Source organism: Poseidonocella sp. HB161398 (assembly GCF_005870025.1).
In the GTDB taxonomy this organism is placed as follows: domain Bacteria; phylum Pseudomonadota; class Alphaproteobacteria; order Rhodobacterales; family Rhodobacteraceae; genus Mangrovicoccus.
The window spans coordinates 1-16071 of record NZ_VATA01000014.1 but is presented as its reverse complement, the minus strand read 5'-3'; the positions used below and the strand labels follow the sequence as shown (position 1 = coordinate 16071).

Here is a 16071-nt window from a genome sequence, read left to right as displayed (position 1 = left end):
AGACCGCCGGAGCGTCCCGGCACGGGCCCTGGCCCAGGCCGCCGGAGGGCCGGCCGCTCCGGGCAGGCAACGCCTCCGGCGGGCGCGGCGTCAGAACCTCCTGCCTGAGCCTTCGTGCGGGGCTGTTCCGGCGCCTGCGCGAGCGGGCGACGGCAGGGCGTCCCGCTCCGATGCAGCAAGCGGGGTCCTTCGGGGCGTCCGGGTCGTCTCCTTGCGGGGCCCGTCCCTCGGGAGCGCGCGTGGAGCCGGCAAGAGGCCAAGGAGACGGGCCGCCTGCGGTTTCCGCTGTGGCGCGATGACAGCGCAGGAAGGAGCGCTCCGGCCGGAGCGTGGCGGCGGTGCCCTCCGCCGGGATGCGATGCGCGGGGCGGGGCCTGGTCCGGGGCAGGGGGGAACGGGTGGCGGCGCATTGTGCCTGCCGCCGCTGCGGTCGGCGTGTTCCTGCCGAAAGCAAAAACCCCGGCAACTGACGTTACCGGGGCGGGGCATTATCGAAATAAGGAGCGGTGTCTTCTCCAGCGAAGAGCGCCGCCGGGGAGAAAGCTAGCATGATGCTTCACCAAAGCCAATAGTTTATCATAGTGATAATTTTCCAGCCCCGCCGTGCCCGCTTGACGACTCCGGGGCGCTGGAGGATTATGCTGCATGGATAGGCTCACATCGATTTTCGAACTGCGGGAGATGCTTCGTCGGCTGGAGCGGGATGTCGGGCTCGACAGTCTCAGCAGGATCGAGAGGGACGTGCTGCTTGCCGCCCATAGCCTGAGCAAGGGGCCCGGAGCCGTGGTCGGCTCCGACGAGATGCGGGCGCATCCGCTGGTCGCCACCGTGGCCCAGGCAACCTTCTACCGCGCGGTGCGGACCCTGCTCAGCGCCGGCATCCTCGAACGCGCCGAGGGATCGAAGGCCAAGAGCTATTCGGTCCGCAGCGACCTTCTCGACGGGGATCTGCTGAAGCGCTAGGGCGGCCCGCGCCCGCAATCGGCAGGCAGCTGCCTGCCGCAACCGGATGAACCAGCCTGAACGAGCGGAATTTGAAATACCTCCAGACCTTCGCCGTGGTGGCGCTCGCCTATGTGCTCTGCCATGGCCTGACCGCCTTCCTGGTGACGCCGCTGCAGTCGCAGGTCTTCCCCGACCTGACGCGCTATGCCAGCCTGCTCTACCTGCCCCACGGGGTGCGGGTGCTGTCGGCCTGGCTGCTGGGCTGGCGCGCCTTCCTGCCGCTCTGCGCCGGGGGCTTCCTGTCGGAGGTGCTTTTCACGCCGGCGGAATTCTCCAGCGTGACCGATCCGGTGATCCTGGTCTCCATCGCCATCGGGGGCTCCGCGGCGATCCTGTCCTTCGAGCTGCTGCGGCTTCTGGGGCTGAACCTCTATGCCGGGCGGGACGCGCGGGTCCACTGGCGCTGGCTGCTGGTCGCGGGGATCATGGCCTCGCTGCTGAATTCCGGCGGCCAGGCGGTGGTCTTCTCGGGCATGCTGCCACCGGACCGGGCACTCGGCGTGCTGGCGGTCTATGCGGCCGGCGACCTCTTCGGGCTCGTCGCCACGACGCTGGCGCTGATGATGGTCTTCCGCTGGATGCGGCTGGCGCCGGGCTATAGCCGCGCGCGCTGAGGCATCCGGGGCGATGCGCCCTTGCCAGCCGGGCGGCCCGCGCCGATAGAGGCGCGGCATGCCGGGGCGCTGCTCCGGCCAGGATGGTCCCGCGCAAGGAGGCGGCATGTCCGAATTCGACCGGTCCCCAGACGGGCTCGCCTTCTCGGCGGCGGTGCAGGAGATCCAGCGGCAGCGCGGCTCGCGGCGGTTTTACGGGACGGTCGAATGGCCGATCGACATCCCGCGCGATCTGGAGGCTTTCATGGCGGCGCAGCGCAGCGTGTTCCTGGCGACGGCCAGTGCCGTCGGCGCGCCGGGCCTGGAGCATTTCGGCGGCCCGCCGGGCTTCCTGCGCCTTCTCGGCACGCGGAGCCTCGCCATGGCGGTGCCGCCCGGCGACGGGCCGGACGAGACGGCCGCCCATCTGGCGGAGAATGACCGGGTGGTGCTCCTGCTGATCGACTATGCGCAGCGGCGGCGGGTCAAGATCTGGGGGCGCGGGCGCCTGGCCGAGTGCGGTCCGGTTCCGGATGGACGGACCCGGGCGGAGGGCGCGGAGCGGGCATTGCTGATCGAGGTCGAGGCCTGGGACGACAATTGCCCGCGCCACATCCCGCGGCGCTGCGAGGCGGCGGAGGTGCAGGCCGAACTCGGCCGCCGCGACGCCCGCATCGCCGCGCTCGAGGCCGAGATCGCGGCCCGGCGCGGGGGACGCGCGCCGGTGTGACGGCGGCCCGCCAACCGCCGTCCTGCCGCCGCGATGACGGCGGGAAACGCGCCGGAACCCTCAGCCGAGCGCGAAAGCCAGCGCGGCATCGACATGCAGGCTGGTCGTGTCGAAGACCGGCAGGCCGGGCAGGTCGTCCTGGCCGATCAGCAGGCAGATCTCGGTGCAGCCGAGGATCAGCGCCTGCGCGCCCCGCGCCTGCAGCGCAGCGGCGATCCGCAGATAGGCGGCCTTCGAGCCGGGGTTCAGCGCGCCATGGACGAGCTCGTCGAAGATGATGCGGTCGACCTCCTGCTGGCCGTCCCCGGGCGGCACGAGGATCTCGATGCCGAAGCGCTCTCGGTAGCGGCGGCGGAGCGCGCCGGACTGCATCACCGGCAGCGTCCCGAGAAGCCCGGCCCGCGACAGTCCGGCCCGGCGGAGCGCGTCGCCCGCGGGATCGGCGATATGGAGGAAGGGCGTGGCGCGCCCCTCCATGGCCGGGGCAACGACGCGGTGCATGGTGTTCGAGGCGCAGAGGATCACATCCGCCCCCGCCCTCTCCAGCCGGTCGAGCTTCCCGGCCAGATAGGCCTCTGCCTCCGCCCAGAGCGCGTTCCGGACGAAATGCTCGATATTGCCGAAATTGACCGAGACCGTGACGATCTCGGCCGTGTCCCAGCCGCCCAGCCGGGCGGTCATCCGCGCGTTGAGCATCCTGTAGTATTCCGCCGTGGCCTGGCTGCTCATGCCGCCGAGGATGCCGATCACTTTCTGCGGCAGGGGCCGCGCCTTGTTGCTGCTGGTCATGCTGTCCCGGTATGCTGCGTTGCAGGATGCACGGGGTCTGCCACGCCGCCAGCGGGGCGGGATTGGACGATCCTGCTGCGGCACGGAACCGGGATGGGCGAGGCATGGCGACGAGGCGGCGCGACCGCATGACCCTCTGGCGCGACAGCAGCCTGCCCGACGGGCTGGAGCTTCTGCGCGCCTCCTGCTTCGATCACAGCTATCCGGCGCATTTCCATGATGAATTCGTCATCGCGGCCTTCAGCCGGGGGGCGCAGCGCCATCGCGTGCTGCGCCGCGAAGGGGTGGCGGCGGCCGGGACGGTGATGATCATCCATCCCGGCGAGGTCCATGCGGCAGAGGCGGCGGCGCGCGACGCGGGATGGGACTACTGCGCCTTCTACCCCTCCGCGCGCTTTCTCGAGGGCATCGCCGATGACGTGCTGGGCGGGCGGGGCGAGCTCGATTTCGGCAGCGAGGTGATCCGCCACGACCCGGGGGCGACGCGGGCGCTGAACCGCGCGCACCGGGTCATGACGGAGGCGCCCGACGTGCTGGAGCGCGAATGCGCCGCCTACGAGGCCTTCGCCGCCCTGATCGCCCGCTATGGCCAGCGGGCGCGGCGCCATGCGGCCCCCGGGACGGCGCGGGCGGGCATCCGCCGCTCGCTCGACTATCTCGCGGCGCAGTATGGCGGGCCGGTCTCGGTGCGCGAGGCGGCCGGGGCGGCGGGGCTGAGCGAATACCACTTCATGCGCGCCTTCCGCGCCGCGACCGGGCTTTCGGTTCATGGCTACCTGACCCAGATCCGGCTGCGCCATGCCAAGGCCCTGCTCGCGGCGGGCACCGGCGCGGCGGAGGTGGCCGCGAGCGTCGGCTTCTTCGACCAGAGCCACCTGATCCGCCAGTTCCGCCGCCATTTCGGCGTGACGCCCGGCGCCTATGCGGCGGCCTGCCGCTGAGGCCTTCGGGTCGCGGCAGGAGCCGCCTTCGCGCCCTCCGTGCCGGGCGGGCCCCGGTCCCGGGCACGCCGGGAACCGCGCGAGGCGGCACAGCTGGCGACCACAGGGGCGCCGGGCTGCCCTGCCGGGCAGGGCGCGCGCGCGCCACCTCGGCTCGGCCATGACCCTCCTGCCATGACTGCATGCGGATGCCCGGCGGGCTCAGCCGCAATGTCCCTTCGCAGGGGTGCGGCCAGGGCTGCGGCAGGACCAGCCCGCCGGGGGGGCGCCCCGTCCGGCATCGACCTGCGGGCCGGGGACAGAGCCGGGACAGTGCCCGCCAAGGGTCCGCGGCGGCGCCCGGATCCGCCGGGACCGTGCGGCCCGGACAGGTGCACGCGGGGGACCGCATCCGGCACCGCGCCCGCCCGAGGCATGCATTGTCCGGCGCCCCGGCCGCCTTTCGGCCCGTCGGCCGTCCGGTTTTCCGTCCGGAGGGCTGCATCATTTGTAGTTCAATTTCCGGCACTGGATCAGTCTGAAATTGATTTTCCCGCCAAGCGGGCAGAATAGGGAAGAAATGCTTTCGGAAGTCAATATCAGCATGCGGATATTGTTCTGGAATGCAGTTTAATTTCTGGACAGAATTTCCATTAGCACACGAACAGATATCATTCTGATACGTCCCGTGGGATGCTGTTCTGTCCGGAGGTGGTGGCGTTTTGAGAAGCGAGAGAAACGGCTTCGGAAAGTGATTCGAAGCCGAATCAAAAAAGAATCGGCGAACGATTAAAAAAATAGACAGCAAGCGATTTATGTCCGCAATTATCTTAGACAGATGTCAGTATGTGTCGAAAAAAGCCGGTTTCGTTTCGATTCTATTATTAACAATGAAACAAAAGACCTTGTTTTAAAGATTCTTTCCTTCTTAACTTATTCGGGCGAGGGGGGCTTAGAGTGCATGCAAGGGATGGCTTCCTCAGCGTAACGGTATTTCCCTGTCCAGCGGAGAGCGCACATGGCGAATTCATATGATACCTACACCTCGACATCCTTGGGTGTAGGTGACCTTCTCAATGTGAATCTTGATCTTCTAACATTTGCGGAAAACACTTCAGTCACCATTGCCGACAATTCCGATGGTGCAGGGGACGACACTAACATATTGGATTTGAACGAGGAGTTCACCGGTCCGGACGGCGGAATCCTGGCGGATGACCAATATGAGTATCTCGGAAACCTCGTTGACAGCAATGGCGACACGATCGGGTTCGTGGCGAGCGGGCCGGGCCTCCTGCTTGGAAACACCACCATTTTCGTGCCTGCGGGCACCGATCTGAGCGGCGTCACCTTCACGGCCGTCGATACCTCCTCCGGCTGGCAGGTCGAGGAAGCGGCCGCAAACTGCTTTGTCGGCGGCACCCTGATTTCGACCCCTGAAGGCCAGCGCCCCGTCGAGTTTCTCGGCATCGGAGATCTGGTTCTGACCGCAGCCGGAAAACCTGTTCCGGTGAAATGGATCGGCCGACAGAAAATCCGCAATGCCCTTGCGAGATCCGATATGGCGGACCGGCTTGCTCCGATCTGTATCCGCGAAGGCGCTCTGGGGGAGGGGGTTCCGCTGGCGGATCTCTACCTTTCGGCCGATCATGGCGTGGTTGTCGACGACTTGCTGGTCAATGCCGGTGCGCTGGTGAATGGCCGGACCATCCTCCAGGTTCCGTTGGCGGAAATGCCGGAGGAATTCACCTACTACCATGTCGAAACGCAGGATCATGACGAGATTCTGGCGAATGGCGCCGCGGCAGAAACGCTGATCGACTATGTCGGCCGCAGGGCATTCGACAATTTCTCGGAATACATGGAGCTCTATGGCTGCGAGCGCATTGTTCCGGAAATGAGGCGGCTGCGCATTTCGGCTTCGCGCCAGCTTCCGCAGCACATCGCCAGCCGTTTCGGCATCGGTTCCTTTGCCGAAGCCGTCGAGGACGAATTCCGGACCCTGATGGAGACGCTGTCCGCCGCCTGACCCGGGCCCGGCAGCAGGACACGTGGCGGAGGCGGGCCCCTCGCGGATCCGCCACGTGTTTGCCCCCCAAGACATCCCCCTGTGCCGTGTCCGCGGCACGCATCCGGCGCCACGCGGCCGCCGGAGCGGTTCTTCGCGCGCCGGCACTGCCCCCATCCCAGGCAGAAAGCGAGTAGCGGACATTGACCCAGGCAGACGCAGTCCGGCCGGAGACACCGGCGGCAACCGGGCACCGCCCGGCGACGACACCCCGCGGCCATCTGGCAGAGGCCGCGGCCCTGCACCGGGCCGGGCGCATCGAGGAGGCGCTCGACGTGATCGGAGCCGGGATTGCCGCTTTCCCGCGCCACAATCCCCTTCATCTCCGCCGCGGCGTGCTGCTTCGGCTGTCCGGACGGCACGACGAAAGCGTTGCCTGCCTTCAGGCGCTCTATGCCGCGCGGCCGGACGAGGCCGTGGTCGGGCACCAGCTGGCCGTGTCGCTGCGCCAGTCGGGCCGGCCGGAGCGGGCGCTTGCGCTGGCCTCGGAAATCCTGGCGGCGTCGCCCGGCCATGCGGGCGCCTGGATGGAACGGGTCGAGGCGCTGGCCGCTCTGGGCGACGGCGACGCGGCCATCGGCGCCTGCCGGGACGCGATGGCGGCGGGGGCGGCGGACAAGGCGCTGCGGATCCGCTGCGGGTTCCTGCTGCGCGGCGCGCGCCGCTTCGCCGAGAGTGCCGAGCTTCTGCAGGTGCTGCTGGCGGAATGGCCGCAGGAGGCCCGGCTGCAGTACCAGTTGGCGGTCTCGCTGCGGCAGTCCGGGGCGCCCGGACGGGGTCTGGAACTGCTCGACGATCTCCGCGGCCGGAGACAGATGCACGGTCCCGCCTGGCTGGAACGGGCCGAGACCCTTGCCGTGCTCGAAGGCGACGAGGCGGCGCTGGCGGCGGTCGACGAAGCGCTGGAGGCCTGCCCGGGCGATGTCCCGCTGCGCCTGCGCCGGGGGGTGCTGCTGCGGCAGCTGCATCGCCATGCGGACAGCGCCGCGTGGCTCGAAGCCATGCTGGCCGAGGCGCCGGATGACCGCGTGCGCCATCAGCTGGCCGTGACCTGGCGCCTCGCCGGAGAGACCGCCAAGTGCCAGGAGCTGGTTGCCGCGATGCAGGCGCAGTCGCCGGGCCATGCCGGGGCGCGGCAGGAACGCGCGCAGATCGCGGCCGAGGCGGGGGACACGGACCTGCTCTCGCGGCTTCTGGCAGAGGAACGCCCCGTGCTCTGCGGCGGGGGCCCGGAGGCGGAGCGGATCGTTGCGGCTGGGATTCTCTGCCGCGGGGCGCAGGCGCTGCCCGCGGAGGCGGCGGCGGAGCTGCTTGCCACGTGCCGCGATGCGCTGCTGCCGCTGGCCGGGCGGCTGCCGCCGGGGCTGCTCTGGCGCACCTATGTGCTTTCCGACCTGCTCGGGCTCGGCGACAGCTTTGCGGGGTTTGCCGAAGCAGTGTTCCGGGCGCCGGTGCTCGACCGGGGGACCGCGTGCCAGGCGGTCGTCACGATGTTCGAGGGCGGCGTACCGGGCTGGGAGCTTGCGGCGGAGGCGATGCTGGCGCAGGTGCAGCCTCAGGAGCGGGAAGCCCTGCGGCTTCAATCCGGCGCGCTGGCCCTGGGACCTGCCGAGGCGCTGCGGCGGCGCGCGCGCAGCCCGGGCCGGGCGCGGCCGGAAGCCGAGACCGTCCTGATCGCCCTGCTCCTATGGCAGCAGGGCAAGCTGCCGGTGGCCGCGCGCTATCTCGGTTTCGTCCAGCGGCACCGTCCCGGCAATCCGGGGATCTTCCGCCAGTACATGACGGCGCTGGCGGCCTCAGGACAGATTGACCGGGCGCGGCGCGAGATCGGGGCGGCGATCAAGGCGCCGAATGCCGGGTCGCTGCGTTGGCAGGCGGCCTTCTGCAACGCCTTCTACGAGCTCGGCGATCTCGCTCGGGCCAGGGAGATCTCGGAGCGGATCCTGCGCAGCGTGACCGGGCGGAGGCCCAGCATCGAGCAGCATCTGCAGATCATGCTGGGCCTCGGCAATTTCGACGACGCCAGTACGGCCATGGAGGAGTTCCGCACTGGCGGCACGCAGCGCAACGTGCTGCATTTCAACCCCTCGCTCCACGGGGTGCTGCATCTTGAGACGCAGCTTGGCTGGGAGACACCCGGCGACAGGACGGCCTCCGCGCTCTGCTCGGCCAGCATGGAGCGGATCCGCGACTGGGTGGGGTCGGGCGGCGGGGCCGCGGCCAGCGGACCGGAGCGGGTGCCCCGGCAGATCGTGCAGTACTGGAACGCCTCGCGCCCGCCAGAGGCGGTGGCGCGGCTGATGCAGAGCTGGGAGGCGCAGCCGGGCTATGGCTACCGCCGCTTCGACCGCAGTGCGGCCCGCCGCTACCTGCGCGCGCGGCTGGGCGCGGACTGGGACCGCGCCTTCCTCCATGCCGGATCGCCCGCGGAGGAGAGCGACTATTTCCGCCTCTGCTACCTGGCCGCGGAGGGCGGGGTCTATGCCGATTGCGACGACTGGCTGGCGGCGGACCCGGATCTGCTGCGCGCGCGCTCGGCCGGACTGCTCGTGCATCTGGAGCCGCTCGGCGCGATCGGCAACAACATCATCCTGGCGCGGCCGCACCATCCGGTCCTGGCCTGGGCCGCGGCGGCGGCGAAATGCGCGCTCTTGCAGAGGCACAGGGACAATACCTGGACCAAGACGGGCCCCGGCCTGCTGACCCGCGCCGTGGCCCGCGCGCTGGAGGAGGCGGAGAAGGGCGGCACGGATCCCGATATCCGGCTGCTGAGCAAGGCGGAAATCGGGCGGCATGTGCATATCCACACGCCGCTCCCCTACAAGCGGACGCGGGCCTACTGGAACCAGGGCAACCTGCCCGGAGGCCTGTCGGCGCTGGCGGCCCTGCTCCGGGCGCAAGACGGCGCGGAGCTGCCGCGGCCGGTCCCTGTCCGGTGAGGCCGGGGCCGAATCGCGGATCGCGCCAGGGTTGTGCGGGGCGGCGCCGCGGCTTTGCGCCCTGCTGCAAAATGCGGCCTCCGGCGCACAGGCTGTGCAGGGCGCCAACCGCGCCGCGGCTCCCGGCGCGGGCTGGAAGGCGAATGGCCCGGACCCGCCCGCAGCGCGCGCTCAGGCCCCGTTTTCGCGCCTCAGGTCGCCATTTCCCGGGAGGGCGCCGCGGAAAGGCGTCGACAGAAACCACCTCTGCAGCGGGCGTTGTTGCGCGAAACTAGTGGGATTCATCTTGTGAACCCAGCATGCTAGCCGGGCTGCATGAGCAGACCTCCGAAGCCGACCTGCAAGACCACCAACTGGCAAGCGTATAACCAGGCGCTGAGGCAGCGCGGATCTGGGCATCGAGGAGGACGCGATCGTCTTCACCTTCGTGGCCCGCGGGGTCGAACGGAAGGGCTGGCGCGTCGCGATCAACGCCTTCCACGAGATCCGGGGCCGCAATCCCGGGACGCCGATGCATCTCCTGCTGGTCGGCAACGGCCCGAAGACCGACGAGGCCTCGACGATCGTGCACGAGGAGGACTCGCCGCATATCACCTTCCTCGGATACCAGTCTCTGGTGAACGGCATCTACCGGATATCCGACTGCGCGATCCTGCCGACGCGCTATCCGGGCGAGTCCAACCCGCTCTGCCTGATCCAGGCGGCGCAGGAGGGCCTGCCGATGATCTCCTCCGACATGGGCGAGATCCCCAACATGCTGACCATCGACAGCCGCATCGGCGGCATCATCGTCCCGGTCGAGCGCGGCACGGAAGCCTTCACCGAGAAATTCGCGGCGGCGATGGAGCGGATGCTCGACGCGGGCACGCGCCGTGACTTCGCCGCGGATTCTGCCAAAATCAGCGAGAAATACAGCACCGACGTGATGATCGACCGGTATCTCGAAGCCTATGGCGCCGCGGAGAAGCACCATGACGGCCTGCTGGGAAAAAGCGGCCGCGCAGTTTTCGGAAAGGGTCAGGAATGACTAGAACCCTCCTTCTCCATGCGGGCATGCCCAAGACGGGCACGACGTCGATCCAGAATGCCTGCCACGCGGTGCGCGGCGAATTGCTGGCCATGGACCGCCTGCTCTATCTCGGCGTCGCGGCCAACCACACGAACCCGATGTGCACGCTCTTCATGGACGACCCGTCCCGGCACATCGCCAACCGCATGGCCGGCATCCGCTCGAAGGCGGATGTCGAGGCGCTGCAGAAGAAGTACCGCGACAACATCCTGCGCGAGCTGGAGCAGGACAACTGGGACCGGGTGATGGTCTCGGCCGAGGGGCTGTCCAACCTGTCGCGCGAAGAGCTCGAGTCGCTGCGCGTCTGGTTCTCGGACTATGTCGACGAGATCGACGTCCTCTACTACATCCGCGAGCCCGTCGCCTACACGACCAGCGTCGCCCAGCAGCTGCTGAAAGGCGGCGACACGCTTGCCCAGCTCTACAAGAAGATCCAGCTGCCGAATTTCATCGGCCGGATCGGCAATGCCATCGCGACCTTCGGCGTTCCGAATGTGCGGGTCCGCGATTTCGGCGCGGCCGTGAAGGTCGAAGGCGGGCTGGTCGCGGATTTCTGCCTTCAGATGGACATGAGCGAAGAGGCGGCGGCCACCATCCTGGCCGCGTCCAGCTTCGACAACGAGGCGCTCTCGATGGAAGGCGCGGAGATGCTGAGCTCGCTCAATTCGCTCCGCCCGCTCTTCGACGAGACCGGCCGGAGGCCGAACCGGACCGGCAAGGAGACGCTCGCCTTCGAGCAGCTCGGGGGCAACAAGTTCCTGCTGCCGCTGGAAGTGCGCCGCGAGATCCATGCGGGCACCCGCGAGGACGTCGACTGGATCAACCGCACCTTCGGGCTCGACCTCTTCCAGACCCCGGAACCCGCGGAGAAGGACGGCGAGCTCAGCAAGGACAAGCAGCGCGATGCGGCGGACACCACGATTCTGCTGATTTCGGACCTGCTCAACACGATCGAGGCGCTGAAATTCTGCCTGATGGCCCGCGATTTCGAGAGCATGGGCAAACTGGAGCAGATGAAGCGGCAGCTGGAGCATGCCAAGCTCAAGGCACCGGATGACCGGCGGGTGCTCACCGAGGTTGAGCGTTTCGAGCGGATGTTCCGCGACAAGGTCGCCTGATCGCGGCAGCGCGGCTCGAACGCGTCGCGGGCGGTCTCGGCAATGGTCCTGATCTGGGCGCCATGCCCTGCCGACCCGCCGCGTCGAACCGGGGTGCCATGCCTGGCAGCGGGCGTGGCCAGTCACCGAGCTTCTCCCAGGCTGCGCAAGCCCTGAGCCGGCGATACGTGCAGATTTAGGGTCTTCCCGGAATCCTCCGCGCCGCTCACCTCTTTCGCTATCCATTGGCCCGGGTGAGGCGGGGCAGCGTTGGTCCTGAAATTCCGGCCAGCCTTCCGCCCGGCCAGGCTGTGTCATTCGATTGATTTCAGGTGGCGGTCTTTCGGGATGAGCTCCGGCTGTCACGGACCCCGTCCGGCGCCGGCAGCCCGTGCGACGGGTGCGGGCGTCCTTGGTTGCGACAGCTGATCCAGACGGTGATCCCTTTCCGCGCCTCCGAGCCGGTCACGACGGCGTTCAGGTGGGCGCAGTCGCATGTCAGAAACCGCCAGAGCCGAGCAATCCCCAGCTGGCCGATCTTGCCGCACGGTCGCCGGTCGCGCTCGAACGGGTGGCGCGGACGGGCTCGATTCCGATCTCCGTGTCCGGTCTTCACAGGTTCAGCCGTCCTCTGGCCGCGGAAGTCCCGCACGTTCCGCGGGAAACTCGCCGCCGGATCGTTTCCGGACGGCCTCCGTCTTGATCGCCGCGTGCTTCACGCCGCTGATCGAAGGGGCGGGGCTGCCGCATGTCCCGCCCATCCCGGCCGTCGCCAGGCCCTCGCGGCTGGCCCCGAGGGCCACCTTCGCCCTGCACGTTGCCGAACGAGGTTTTCCCAATGCCATCTCGGGCCGGACCTTGCGAGGCGGGACCGCGCAGCATCCGGTCCGAAAGCCCGCTTCCATCCCGGATTGCCGCTCCGGCGGCCGATTTTCCGGGCGGATTTAGGCAAATGCGATGGAAAAAAGCCTGGGCGAGAGCGGTTGGCTTCACCGGGCATTAGCCAGCCTGGGGAACCATGCAGGCCCGTCCCGCGCTCTGGCGGGGCAGGCAGGTACAAGGATCAGGCCATTGCCCATGCGCATTGCTGCAGCCCTCGGCATCATCGCGGCCCAGCTCGCGACGCCGCTTTTCGCGAACGAGTTCGAACCGGCCATGCTGGCCTATCTGCAGGACAATGTCCTGCCCTGGGCAAGCGATCCGGTGCTGGCCGACGCGGTCGCCGCGCAGAATGCCGACCACGCCGGGCTCGACCAGGCGCAGATCGACGCGCTCGACGCGACCTGGCGGGCAGAGGTCGGCGGCAGCGACACGCCGATGATCGATGCCGTGCTCTCCGGACCGGCTGCCGAGTTCCTGAAGGCCAAGGTCGAGGCTTCCGGCGGGGTCATTTCCGAACTCTTCGTCACCGACAATCTGGGCCTGAATGTCGCCGCCAGCGACGTGACCTCGGACTACTGGCAGGGCGACGAGGAGAAATTCACCGACGTCTTCGGCAAGGGGGCGGATGCGGTCCATGTCGGCGATGTCGAACATGACGAATCGAGCCAGACCTATCAGGGCCAGGTCTCGGTGCCGGTCGTGGATGCGGCGGGCGCCGTCATCGGCACCATGACGGTCGGCCTGAACGCCGAGCTTCTGTTCTGAACGGCCAGCGGCCTGACATCCCCGGAGGAGTGAAATGGGCGCCGGAAGTCTTCTGATCGGACGGTCGGTCTTTGCCCGCTGCGCGATGCTGCTCGTCGGCTGCGCGACGCTGGTCGCGGGCACGCTGGCCTTCGTGTCCTACCGGTCCGCGCTCGAGCTGTCCGAGGCCAGCATCCGCAGCCAGGCCCAGCAGGTGACTGCCTTCGTGGCCGAGCAGTCGGGCGGGGCGCTGAAGTTCGGCAAGGCCGACGCCCTGGGGGAGCTCTTCGCCAAGGCGGTCGGCAATTCCGGCGGCGCGGCCATCGCGGCGGCGGCCTTCGACAGCGACGGCGCAATTGTCGACGCGACGGCAGAGGACGAATCCGACACTCTGGCCGAAGCCGCGCAGCTGGCGCTGGAAAGCGGCAGTCCCGCGGTGGTTCCCGGCACGCTGGCCTATGCCGCCCCGGTTTTCTTCGGCAAGGATGCCGCGCTGGCCGGGGCTGTCGCGATGACCTGGACGCTCGATCCTCTGCGGCAGAAGGTGCAGGCCAGCCAGCTCAGGGCGCTGGCCTGGGCGGCCTCGGTCCTGGTCCTGGCGGCAGGGCTCTCGGTGCTTCTCCTCCATCGCACGCTGATCCGCCAGCTGGTCGAGCTCTGCACCACCGTGCGCGGGCTGGCGGGAGGCGATTACGGCCAGACTGTGCCCTGCACCGCGCGCCAGGACGAGATCGGAGGCATTGCGAGCTCGCTGGAAGATCTGCAGGGGTCGCTGGCCCGGGCAGAGGCGCTCCGCGAGGAGACGGCCTTCAAGGGGGCGGGATTCCAGAACAGTTCGACGCCCGCGCTGCTCCTCGGACGGGATTTCGCCATCCGCGATCTGAACGCCGCGGCCGAGGCACTTTTTTGCGTGGGGACAGATGGCGGACGCGAGGCGCTGGCCGGACGCGACGCCGTCTCGCTGGCGCCGGGCCTCGGGGCGCTGCGGCGGACCGCGGAGGATCAGGCTGCCGGTCCGGCCAGCGCGGATGCCGAGCTCGGCACGCGCCGGTTCCACGTTTTGCTGAGCGCGGTGCGGGACGCCGGGGGGGCGCCGATCGGCCATGTGATGGAATGGCAGGACGTGACGGAACTGCAGGCGGTCAACGCGCTCAAGAGGTCCATCGACCGCAACCAGTGCATGGCCAGTCTCGGCACGGACGGGACCGTCACGGCCGCCAACGGCAATCTCGCGGCGGCGCTCGGCGAGGCGCCCGGAACGCTGGCCGGGCGCGCTCTTTCCGATTTTCTCGAACCTGCTGGCGGGGCGCCGCTGCTGGCCGGGCTGGCCGCCGACGCGCCGGTCGCGGCCAAGGTCCGGACCTGCCTCGGCCGTGTCATCGACGGCAGTTTCAGTGCGGTCTGCGACGAGGCCGGGCAGGTGGTCAGCGCGATCTTCCTCGGCCGCGACATCACCCGCCAGGAAGAGGAGCGCAGCAGCGCCGAAGCCGCGCGCAGCCGGTCGGACGCCGAACAGGCCATGGCCATCGAAGCGATCCGCTGCGGGTTGAAATCGCTTGCGGGCGGCGACCTGGCGAGCCCGATCGGCTCCGGGCTCGCCCCCCGGTTCGAGGAGCTGCGCGCCGACTACAACGCCGCCCTGGAACAGCTCTCCTCCGCCATTTCCGAGGTTCTCGGCGGTGCGGCCTCGATCCGCGGAGAAACCAAGGCGATGAATGACGCCTCGGACCAGATGGCACGGCGCACCGAACGGCAGGCGGCCACGCTGGAGGAGACGGCGGCAGCGCTCGACCAGCTGACGGCCTCGGTCCGCCTGGCCGCGTCCAGTGCGGCCAAGGCCGACGGGATGGTGGCCGAGAGCCGTGCCAATGCCCAATCGGGAGAGCGCATCGTCACCGAGGCAGTGGGTGCGATGGAGGAGATCGCCGGCTCTTCCGCTGCGGTGGCGAAGATCGTGACCGTGATCGACGACATCTCGTTCCAGACGAACCTCTTGGCGCTCAATGCCGGGGTGGAAGCGGCCCGGGCGGGCGAAGCCGGGCGCGGATTCGCAGTGGTGGCCTCCGAGGTGCGCGCGCTTGCCCAGCGATCTTCGGACTCCGCGCGGGAAATCGGCAGCCTGATCCAGCGCAGCTCGGACCAGGTGCAGCGCGGTGTCTCGCTGGTTGGCCAGGCTGGTCAGGCGCTGGAGAAGATCCTGTCCTCGGTCGAGGGGGTGGCGGAGCTGGTGTCGCAGATTGCCCGGTCGTCGCAGGAGCAATCGGCCGGGCTGGCGGAGGTCAATACTGCCGTCAACGATCTGGACTCGGTGACACAGCAGAATGCCGCCATGTTCGAGGAGACTGCGGCGCTGAGCCAGAGCCTTTCCGCCGCGGCACAGCTGCTATTCGACACCGTGACGCAATTCCGCACCGAGATCCCTCCGGAGGGCACGGAGGATCCGGAGGAGGTCCCGCAGCGGCGAAGCGCCTGACCGGCCCTCAGCTTTGGGGACACTTGCGGGTTCCGCCGAAGGTTTGCCGCGATCGATGTGTCCGCGAGGCAGGTCCTGCTGCGGCCCGGCTGTAAGTGGCCACGCGGCGGACCTGCTCCAGCTTGGACAAACCCCAAGCGGCCGGCCGCGAAGCCTGCCGGGCGCGGTGGAGCGGATTGATCCGGGCGCGCAGCGGTTTGTCGGCAAGGCCGCAACAGCGTCCACGTGCGCAATTTTGCGCTGACCTCCGACCCAACTCTCTTTGGAAATCAGGGGAGCAGAGCGGTCCGCCTGCATTTTCCGACGCGGCGATCTAATTCTGCCCAATGGTGAAGGTCCTGTTCTGTCAGCCACCCCGCGACCCGACCGGGATGGTCTCCGGCATCCTCGAGATGGCAGGGCCGGACGGACCGGTGCCGGACTTCGCGTCGTTCTGCCGTCGACAGCGCGAACCGTGGCCCCGGTGCGACTGCGAGAGTCCGCGGGACAATCATGGTCCGGCTTTCGTCGCGCCGGGCTCCCGGCCCGCTCAACCTCCTTGTCGACAGTACCAACGGCACGTTCCCCGGTGAATGAAGAGGGGCCGTGGCGCCTGTGGCACCGCGAACGCCTGATGAATGAGTGGCCGGCCCAGGAAGCACTCGGCACGCATCGCCACCGACGGCGCCGCTAGTCACCTGAATCTAAAGTCCCTGACATACGGTCTTTTGGCAGAAGCGCTTCACTGAGGCGAGAATTTCGTCTGCGGACTTGTGCCAGCGA

The 16071-nt window shown here is 68.7% G+C and carries 11 protein-coding genes and 1 pseudogene; 11 read left to right on the top strand and 1 reads right to left on the bottom strand.

Translation table 11 applies throughout. The features are described 5' to 3' along the window. The first annotated feature begins 645 nt into the window (after window positions 1–645). The 3 genes from FGX59_RS12820 (at window position 646) to FGX59_RS12810 (ending at window position 2328) form a co-directional block, all read left to right on the top strand. Entirely contained in the window at window positions 646–963 is a 318-nt protein-coding gene (locus FGX59_RS12820) for a hypothetical protein (RefSeq protein WP_138466929.1), read from the top strand. Window positions 964–1034: 71 nt separating this feature from the next. Further along, window positions 1035–1619, top strand: a complete 585-nt coding sequence (locus FGX59_RS12815) for a hypothetical protein (RefSeq protein ID WP_138466928.1) — start codon at window positions 1035–1037, stop codon at window positions 1617–1619. A gap of 106 nt (window positions 1620–1725) precedes the next feature. Next, window positions 1726–2328, top strand: a complete 603-nt coding sequence (locus FGX59_RS12810) for a pyridoxamine 5'-phosphate oxidase family protein (RefSeq protein WP_138466927.1) — start codon at window positions 1726–1728, stop codon at window positions 2326–2328. A gap of 60 nt (window positions 2329–2388) precedes the next feature. Here FGX59_RS12810 and FGX59_RS12805 read toward each other — a convergent pair whose 3' ends face one another. Beyond that, the gene (locus FGX59_RS12805) at window positions 2389–3117 is read right to left on the bottom strand and encodes an aspartate/glutamate racemase family protein (RefSeq protein WP_138466926.1); all 729 of its coding nucleotides are present in this window, start codon (window positions 3115–3117) and stop codon (window positions 2389–2391) included. Between the two features lie 104 nt (window positions 3118–3221). Between FGX59_RS12805 and FGX59_RS12800 the strand changes: the two genes are divergently transcribed. The 8 genes and pseudogenes from FGX59_RS12800 to FGX59_RS12765 form a co-directional block, all read left to right on the top strand. Beyond that, window positions 3222–4058, top strand: coding sequence for an AraC family transcriptional regulator (locus tag FGX59_RS12800; RefSeq protein ID WP_138466925.1), 837 nt, complete (start codon window positions 3222–3224; stop codon window positions 4056–4058). 997 nt (window positions 4059–5055) lie between these two features. Next, the gene (locus FGX59_RS12795) at window positions 5056–6066 is read left to right on the top strand and encodes a Hint domain-containing protein (protein ID WP_138466924.1); all 1011 of its coding nucleotides are present in this window, start codon (window positions 5056–5058) and stop codon (window positions 6064–6066) included. A 182-nt stretch (window positions 6067–6248) separates the two neighbouring features. Next, window positions 6249–9044 carry a tetratricopeptide repeat protein gene (locus tag FGX59_RS39455; RefSeq protein WP_138466923.1) on the top strand — a complete coding sequence of 932 codons (2796 nt, stop codon included), beginning with the start codon at window positions 6249–6251 and terminating at the stop codon, window positions 9042–9044. A 427-nt stretch (window positions 9045–9471) separates the two neighbouring features. Then, entirely contained in the window at window positions 9472–10071 is a 600-nt protein-coding gene (locus FGX59_RS12785; RefSeq protein WP_171060630.1) for a glycosyltransferase family 4 protein, read from the top strand. After that, window positions 10068–11231 (top strand): hypothetical protein, encoded by a 1164-nt coding sequence (locus FGX59_RS12780; protein WP_138466921.1) that lies wholly within the window; start codon window positions 10068–10070, stop codon window positions 11229–11231. Before FGX59_RS12785 ends, FGX59_RS12780 begins: the two co-directional genes overlap by 4 nt. Before the next feature lie 1056 nt (window positions 11232–12287). Further along, a complete protein-coding gene (locus FGX59_RS12775) occupies window positions 12288–12857 on the top strand; it encodes a hypothetical protein (RefSeq protein ID WP_138466920.1) in 570 nt (189 codons plus the stop codon). 34 nt (window positions 12858–12891) lie between these two features. After that, the gene (locus tag FGX59_RS12770; protein WP_138466919.1) at window positions 12892–15309 is read left to right on the top strand and encodes a methyl-accepting chemotaxis protein; all 2418 of its coding nucleotides are present in this window, start codon (window positions 12892–12894) and stop codon (window positions 15307–15309) included. A 266-nt stretch (window positions 15310–15575) separates the two neighbouring features. After that, a pseudogene (locus tag FGX59_RS12765) lies at window positions 15576–15882 on the top strand (transposase); the annotation flags it as partial. Between the last annotated feature and the right edge of the window lie 189 nt (window positions 15883–16071).